At 58.3% G+C, this 7,319-nt stretch carries 7 protein-coding genes; 4 read left to right on the forward strand and 3 right to left on the reverse strand.

All coding sequences use genetic code 11. The features are described 5' to 3' along the window. The first annotated feature begins 38 nt into the window (after positions 1–38). The 3 genes from B3V69_RS05660 (at position 39) to B3V69_RS05670 (ending at position 2,904) form a co-directional block, all read left to right on the forward strand. Complete coding sequence (locus B3V69_RS05660; protein ID WP_296444598.1) at positions 39–527, forward strand: MarR family winged helix-turn-helix transcriptional regulator; 489 nt, start codon at positions 39–41, stop codon at positions 525–527. A gap of 237 nt (positions 528–764) precedes the next feature. Beyond that, entirely contained in the window at positions 765–1,298 is a 534-nt protein-coding gene (gene pal / locus B3V69_RS05665) for a peptidoglycan-associated lipoprotein Pal (RefSeq protein ID WP_296444600.1), read from the forward strand. 355 nt (positions 1,299–1,653) lie between these two features. Next, positions 1,654–2,904: a putative Na+/H+ antiporter gene (locus B3V69_RS05670; RefSeq protein ID WP_296444612.1), complete on the forward strand. Its 1,251-nt coding sequence runs from the start codon at positions 1,654–1,656 to the stop codon at positions 2,902–2,904. Between the two features lie 428 nt (positions 2,905–3,332). On the opposite strand, the gene B3V69_RS05675 is transcribed toward B3V69_RS05670, so the two are convergent. Beyond that, positions 3,333–4,295, reverse strand: coding sequence for a DUF3014 domain-containing protein (locus B3V69_RS05675; protein WP_296444602.1), 963 nt, complete (start codon positions 4,293–4,295; stop codon positions 3,333–3,335). 30 nt (positions 4,296–4,325) lie between these two features. On the opposite strand from B3V69_RS05675, the gene B3V69_RS05680 reads away from it, so the two are divergent. Then, positions 4,326–4,913 carry a hypothetical protein gene (locus B3V69_RS05680; RefSeq protein ID WP_296444604.1) on the forward strand — a complete coding sequence of 196 codons (588 nt, stop codon included), beginning with the start codon at positions 4,326–4,328 and terminating at the stop codon, positions 4,911–4,913. A 379-nt stretch (positions 4,914–5,292) separates the two neighbouring features. On the opposite strand, the gene B3V69_RS05685 is transcribed toward B3V69_RS05680, so the two are convergent. Together B3V69_RS05685 and B3V69_RS05690 are read right to left on the reverse strand one after the other, a co-directional pair. Continuing rightward, positions 5,293–6,546 (reverse strand): TIGR03862 family flavoprotein, encoded by a 1,254-nt coding sequence (locus B3V69_RS05685; RefSeq protein WP_296444606.1) that lies wholly within the window; start codon positions 6,544–6,546, stop codon positions 5,293–5,295. Between the two features lie 14 nt (positions 6,547–6,560). Next, positions 6,561–7,319: PD-(D/E)XK nuclease family protein (locus B3V69_RS05690; RefSeq protein ID WP_296444608.1), on the reverse strand; the 759-nt coding region annotated here is incomplete at its 5' end.

Consider the following 7,319-nt stretch of genomic DNA (forward strand, 5'->3'; position numbering starts at 1 on the left):
CTAGCATTCCATGCTTGTTGTTTCCCTAAGATCCGCACATGCCACGAGTCGACAAAAACAGTAGCCCGCCACCAACAACGGCCCAAGTCCTTCGCCGTTTCAGGCTGGTTTTCAACGCAGTGAAAACGCACTTCCAACAGGTCGAGAAAAGTGCGGGGGTAGGAGGCGCACAACTATGGGCACTGAGCGTGATACACGCCCAGCCAGGCATGGGTGTCAACGATCTGGCAAAGTCCATGGACATACACCAGACGACAGCGAGTAACCTGGTGAGGGCGTTGGTGAAGATGGAGATGGTTCAGACCGAAAGAATCGGACCTGACCGTCGTACGGTGCAACTTTACGTACTTCCTGCTGGGCAGCGAGTTCTCAAAAAGGCCCCGGGTCCGTTTGCAGGGGTCCTGCCTCAGGCGCTTTCTCAACTGGACACAGCTACCTTGACCCGATTGGATCACGATCTCGGCTTACTCCTCGCACTGCTAGATGCGGACGAAAGTGCGGCCAACATCCCATTAGCACACATGTAGTTTTTCGGGTCAGTGCTGTAGCCTCGCTCGCCCGCGGGCGGCGCTAACAAACGTAATCGCATTTCACGATGTTAAATTGTCCGAATATAATTCGAACAATTACAAATCGCAAAAACGGGTATGTGATTAGGTTGTCTGGGTCGGCTTGCCAGAGGTCTGACAAAAAAAGGAGAACTGAGTGCGTCATGCGGATCAGTCAAGTTGTGCGGAAAACTATAGAAATCAATGGGGATCAACATGAAGATCAATTCTTTCAAAGGTCTAACTTTGGCTGTATTGCTGGCCACACTGGCAGCTTGCAGCACTACAAAAGTTGCAGAAGCCCCAGCGGTTCCGGTTGCCGTGAAAGCACCAACGGCGCCAGTAGCTCCCCCGGCCCAGACCACCGTCAAACAGGTGATCGCGGTCTCTCCTTTGGATGATCCAAATTCGCCACTTGCCAAGCGCAGCGTGTACTTTGGTTTTGATGATTTTCAAATTCGGAGCAGTGACGTCCGTACGATCGAGTCGCATGCAAAGTATCTGGTCGCCAATAAGGGGGCCAAAGTTCGACTCGAAGGTAATGCCGATGAACGTGGCGGACGCGAATACAACCTTGCCTTGGGCCAGAAACGTGCTGAGGCAGTACGCAAATCACTGCTTCTGCTTGGTGTGTCCGACAGTTCGCTTGAGGCCGTCAGTTTTGGCATGGAAAAGCCAGTTGATACAGCTCACAATGAGGATGCTTGGGCAAAGAATCGACGTGTTGACTTGAGATATACCGCTCGATAACCGGTACGCATCAAAGTCTTTGCGACAGCAGATGTGGCAAATTTGGTGCGCAGGCCTGGAGTTGCTTGATCCCAGTGTGGATGCCCATGCCTTCGCGGAATTTGTCAATGACTTTGAGACACCTGAAGACGCTAATTTAGCGTGACTGGGTATGGTTTTATGGTGAGGCCGGGCTTCATTTTCGGCGGATTGATCCATGCCGCGATCGGCAGCTTGGGAGGTTGAGGGCAGTTGCCCTTGAATCTTTTCGGGTTGACCGCGCAGGCGGCGTCCAAGGTGTCACACGTAGTTTGAACAGGGCTTGTGCTTGACCGACTTCAACGGAAACATTGGCCTGGGTACGCAGGAGACCGTCATGTCAAACATCGAAGTTGTTGCTGCCGCTCTTTTTGCGTTCGCATTGGTTCACACCTTCTCAACCAAGTTCTTTGAGCGGCTCGCGCACAACCACCCAAGGCACGCGGGACTGTTCCACCTGCTTGGTGAAGTCGAGGTCGTTTTCGGCTTCTGGGCGGTCGTGCTCATCGCCACCATGGCCTTCCTGGTGGGCGGTTCACAAGCCATCGAGTACGCCGAGTCGCGGCAATACACGGAGCCCTTGTTTGTGTTCGTCATCATGGTGGTGGCCGCGTCCCGGCCAGTTGTAGAGGTCATCCAAGCGCTGGTCGCCTTTATCGCCAGGCTCGCACCATTCCGCACGGTTGTGGCTCAGGTCTGGCTTTGCTTGGCGCTGGTGCCATTGATTGGGTCCCTGATTACCGAGCCAGCGGCCATGACGCTAGCAGCATTGATGCTCAGCCCCCTGGTGTTCCGTCCCGGCGTTCCCGAGTGGCTGAAGTACGGCGCACTTGGCGTCCTGTTCGTGAACATCTCCATTGGCGGCACGTTGACCTCCTTCGCGGCCCCGCCCGTTCTCATGGTGGCGACTACCTGGAACTGGGACAGCGCCTTCATGGCAGGTCACTTCGGCTGGAAGGCTGTCGTCGCTGTCCTCATCAACGCCACAGTCATTACCTTTCTGCTGCGCCGACATTTTTCCCATGTTCGACCCACATCTCTCCAGGTGGATAAAGAACGTATTCCACCCCTCGTCAGCACGATTCACATGGCTTTTCTGGCGGCCGTCGTGGCGTTCGCGCACCACCCCGTCATATTCCTGGGCCTGTTCCTGCTCTTCATGGGTTTTACACAGGCGTATGCCAGATACCAGACAGCACTCATTCTGAAGGAGGCACTGCTCGTCGGGTTCTTCCTTGCCGGGCTGGTGGTGCTCGGGGGCATGCAGCAATGGTGGCTGCAGCCGATTGTGTCAAGCCTGGAGCCGACCGCTCTGTTCTTTGGCGCCCTGGGGCTGACGGCGATAACCGACAACGCTGCACTGACGTACCTGGGGTCGCTCATTGAAGGCATGAGCGATTCGGCCAAATACATGCTGGTTGCGGGCGCCGTCGCCGGTGGTGGTCTGACGGTGATTGCGAACGCGCCAAACCCCGCTGGCGTGGCCCTACTCAAACAAGGCTTCAATGATGAGTCAATTGGCGCTGGTGAGCTGCTCCTGGGCGCGGCGCTACCCACCATGGTCGCGGCTGTGATGTTCCTGCTATAGCGGACAACGTCTTTCCAGAGCCTTCTTTATCCGAACTTCAAAATCAATCCAACTGAAGGTGCTGTCTTGAAAATAGTTAGATATGTAATTGTCGCGTTCTTCGTCGTGACTTTGCTGGTGCTCGTATACGGCAAGGTCATTAGCCCATAAAAATGTCAGAGCCCGACAGACAGCGGCCTGCTGCCAAGCAACGTGAAAGAGCCACCGCGAGAGAACAGATGTGTTGCCGGTTGTCGAACTGGGCAGCCGCGAAAGCTGACTTACGAGCTAAAGACCGGTATTGATGGATACGCGGGACTCGGCCCAGTACCATCGTTTGCCCGTTCCGCTGCACCTCAGACCTGCGCTCCTTCCTGTCCAAATCCGTCGATCGAAAACCGCTCCAAAACCGGCCATTCAACGAGGGACAAGAAACCCAGATGAGGTAGTCATCGGTCCGCGATGCGAGGTGCAATGCGATCGCGAAACTCCGCCAGTTTGGCCTTGAGCAGACGCGCATTCGCACTGCCCATACGAAGAAGGATCTGTTGTCCGGCCGGGCGGGACTCCAGTGAAGGGTCCGCGAATTCGTACCTGACCCAGGGTCTCGTCACTGGAATCGGTCCCTGTACTTGGGTTAACGTCAACTTGACCGGCCCCGTCAGTTCAGGCGTCTCCAGTAGTTGGTCAATGACCTCAACCAAGCGATCGTTGAAGTATTTGCCCGGATAGCCGAGTTCCTCGTAGGCCTGCTGGAACAGCGGATACAGCCGCACATACAGCGCAGCGGCCTTGGCCGTATCGACCGACGTACTGAATCGGACAAATGGCATGTAGCGATCGGCGTTGCCATCGGCCAGATAGGTGCCATCGCGATGTTCGACGACCAGGATGCGGGCGGGCGTGGGCAGCACCGGCCACAGACGCGACGCTGCGTGTCCCCTTGCCAGGTTATCGACAGTGACCACGAGGTGGCGCACGAAGTCGTCGATAGTCAGAAACGAAAGCACCGCCCTTCGACCGAGCAAGTCGATCAAGGCATTCTTTGCCAGTTTGTCCGAGTCGCCGACTGCCGGCAGTCGGGCTAGCTCGGGAGGTGATGGCTGAAGCGCTTCAATGGGATGACGGATCAGCGGCTTGGCGGGAGGTGTCGGTTCCGTCGCTGAAGGCGCTGCTGCGACCGGCGCTGGTTCTGGAACTGGTGCTGCAGGTTGCACATGCTGCCACCATAGGTATGCACCACCGCCAAGGCCAACCAAAAGGAAGCCCGCAAACAGCCATCGTGACAAATGCTTCATGAAGTCCTTACATTTTTTTCTGTTCCAACCTCGATCCAAAGTGACGCAGATCCGTGCCTCAGCTCGAACCTCTCGTGAGCCAATGACATTTTCATACAAGTATGATTTGTACAAATATTATTTACCATAATATGTATTCAGGCCATGCTTGATTTGGCATTCCGAAACAGCTACTTGACGCAACCGGCGAAAATGTCCCACATGAATGCCCGATATGTTTTTGAGATTCGCTCAGTTTTGCTGGGAGCGCTGCTGCTGGGAGCGCTGCCATCGCATGCGCAACGACCACTTGACGGTATGCTGCTGGGAATCACCGAGTCCGAGTTGCAGGCGACGTTCGCCGCCGCCCATCGGGTGCGCAAACCCGCGTTGGGTCCACACGGTCTGCGCGGTCTGTGGGCGCTGCCGAGCACGCCAGTCTCAGGATTGCCGTTTGAGACTACGTTTTACTTAAGGGACAAACGCGTCAATCGCATCGAGCAGCGCTGGACTTCGACTGAACACCTGTGCGCCGATCAGTCTTCTTTTGCGACTCTAGTCTCCGATATGGAATCGAAATACGGCGCCGGACTTGCTTCCAGTGACAACGCAGAAAACGAAACGACACAGCGATCGGTTGCCTGGGTGGCGGGAGAGTTCGATGTGCTGGCACATCTATCGCAATCCCCCAGTCAATGCACGATGCTCGTCATTTACGTAGCACACGTTGTCAAAGACGCTTCGGAACTGTAAAAGGGGCGCCACCCGTATCGCACACATCAGCACCGGGCGGGCAGAAACGGGTCGAGAAAGATCAACCTGTTTGAGGCCCTAAAGCAACAGAGTTTCTGTTGCTCCAAAGCGGGCGTTGGCGAATGACTCTCAATGGTGCGGGTGCAGCGTATACGGGAATCATCGCCACATTGCCGAGCGACAACCTACCCCGGCAAGGTCCGGTATCGGGCAGGCTGATTCGATAGCCGTATGACTCCCGAGTGTCTTTGTCAGTCCCTCAGCTGCACAGCCCCCTCAAACACAGCCCCATTCCAGCCCATCTGTTGCCGCAGCCAACGCACCCTCAATAGCTCTCATTTCAATAGCGGCCTGCGAAATAACGGCGAGGGCTACAGCCCTATTTCACGCCAAGGTACGCCAGCACACCCTCGCCCGCCCTTTTTCCACTGGAAAAACAAGCCGTTATCAAATAGCCGCCGGTAGGCGCTTCCCAGTCGAGCATCTCACCAGCGCAAAACACGCCGGGCAATTGCTCCAGCATCAGGTTCTTGTCCATCACCTCAAACAGCACGCCGCCGGCCGTGCTGATGGCTTCGTCGAGGGGGCGCGCGGCGACCAGCGTGATGGGCAGGGCCTTGATGGCGGCAGCCAGTTGGGCCGGGTCATTCATCTGCGCCTTGCTCAGCAACTCATGCAGCATGGCGGCCTTGATGCCGTCGATGCTGAGGCGGCTTTTGAGATGACTGGAGAGCGAACGCGAGCCGCGCGGGTGGCGCACCTCGGCCAGTACCTTTTCTGCCGCCATATCGGGCAGCAAATCCAGATGGAAAGTCGCGTGGCCCTGGCGGATGATGTCGTCGCGCAGCAGGCTGGAGGCGGCGTAAATCAGGCTGCCTTCCACGCCCGTCGCGGTGGCCACAAACTCGCCCTTGCGCTGGAAGCTGACGCCCTGCGAGGTCGTGAAGTGAATCGCCACCGATTTGAAGGGCTGACCGGCAAAGCGGCTGGTGAAATGCTCGCTCCAGCCGCCCTTGGCATCAAAGCCGCAGTTGCTGGGCAGCAGCGGCGCCACGGCCACGCCGCGCGCTTGCAACCACGGCACCCATGCGCCGTTGGAGCCCAACCGCGCCCAGCTGCCACCACCCAAAGCGAGCACCACGGCGTCGGCCTGTGCCTGCACCGGGCCTTGCGGGGTATCGAAGTTCAAATGCGTGCATTCCGTGTTGTCGGCGCTCCAGCCGGTCCAGCGGTGCCGCATGTGAAACTGCACGCCCGGCCCCGCAGCAGGATGGCGCAAGCGGTGCAGCCAGGCGCGCAGCAGGGGCGCGGCCTTCATGTCGGAAGGAAACACCCGCCCCGAAGTGCCCACAAAGGTGTCCACCCCGAGCCCCTTGGCCCAGGCGCACACCTGGCCGCCGTCAAAACCCTTGAGCAGGGCCTCGATCTGTTGGCGCCGGGCACCATAGCGGGAGGCAAAAATGTCCACCGGCTCGGAGTGCGTGAGGTTCAGCCCGCCCTTGCCGGCCAGCAGGAACTTACGCCCGACCGAGGGCATGGCGTCGTACAGATGCACCTCGACACCGGCGCTGGATAACACGTCAGCGGCCATCAAACCGGCCGGGCCGCCACCCACCACAATCACTTTTTTCATTGAATCACTTTTCATTAAATACCATCCAAAATTTCTATCAAAGCGCCCTGCGGCGTCAAAAACGCGCACCGGACCACCTCATCCGGGTAAATGGCCTGCACCGCGGCCCGGTAGTTGCGCAGCTGCGTCACCAGCTCGGGCTGCTGTTGCGGTGCGTGGGTTGACTTGTAGTCCAGCACCCACCAGTGGCCGGCCTGCGCGCCGTCCTGGCGCTGCACCAGGCGGTCCAGCCGCAGCAGCTCGCCCTGGTGCATCAGCTCGACTTCATTGCCTTGCCAGCCGACCACCGCCTTGTCCCAGGCCCAGGCACCCTCGCCCTGCAAGATGCGCCCGGCCATCGCCGCCGCTTGTGTGCCTTGCTCCGGCGTGAGCTCAAATTCGCGCACGACAGCGGCCGTGTTGTTGCTTGAGGCCTCGCCCCATTCCAGCAACCGGTGCATGGCCTTGCCAAGGCGGGCGGTGGGAGAGTCTACGTCATCTTCGGCGTCCGCCAGTGCCGTGCTTGCTTCATTTTTTATAGCAGCTTGCGCAGTGTCCACGGGGGCTAGAGGCAGTTCTTTTATATAGAACAGATTGGCAGCCGCCGTTACCGGGGGCGCCAGCGGCTCAAGCAACGCGTGGGAAGTGACCGCCGTCGCCAAGTCGGCCAGGCGCTGCCACCAGCTGCGCTCGGCCGCCCGGTACGGCTCGATACTGGAGATCGCCAGCGTGTGCCGGGCCCGCGTCAGGGCGACGTACAAGGCGTTGAGTTCTTCGCGCTGGCGCTCCACCCG

The sequence above is a fragment of the Rhodoferax sp. UBA5149 genome, from assembly GCF_002413825.1.
In the GTDB taxonomy this organism is placed as follows: domain Bacteria; phylum Pseudomonadota; class Gammaproteobacteria; order Burkholderiales; family Burkholderiaceae_C; genus Rhodoferax.

Excerpts from the sequence above, each read along its gene's own strand:
- B3V69_RS05660 (WP_296444598.1), top strand. The coding sequence starts at position 39 with ATGCCACGAGTCGACAAAAACAGTAGCCCGCCACCAACAACGGCCCAA.
- pal (WP_296444600.1), top strand. The coding sequence starts at position 765 with ATGAAGATCAATTCTTTCAAAGGTCTAACTTTGGCTGTATTGCTGGCC.
- B3V69_RS05670 (WP_296444612.1), top strand. The coding sequence starts at position 1,654 with ATGTCAAACATCGAAGTTGTTGCTGCCGCTCTTTTTGCGTTCGCATTG.
- B3V69_RS05680 (WP_296444604.1), top strand. The coding sequence starts at position 4,326 with ATGCTTGATTTGGCATTCCGAAACAGCTACTTGACGCAACCGGCGAAA.
- B3V69_RS05685 (WP_296444606.1), bottom strand. The coding sequence starts at position 6,546 with ATGAAAAAAGTGATTGTGGTGGGTGGCGGCCCGGCCGGTTTGATGGCC.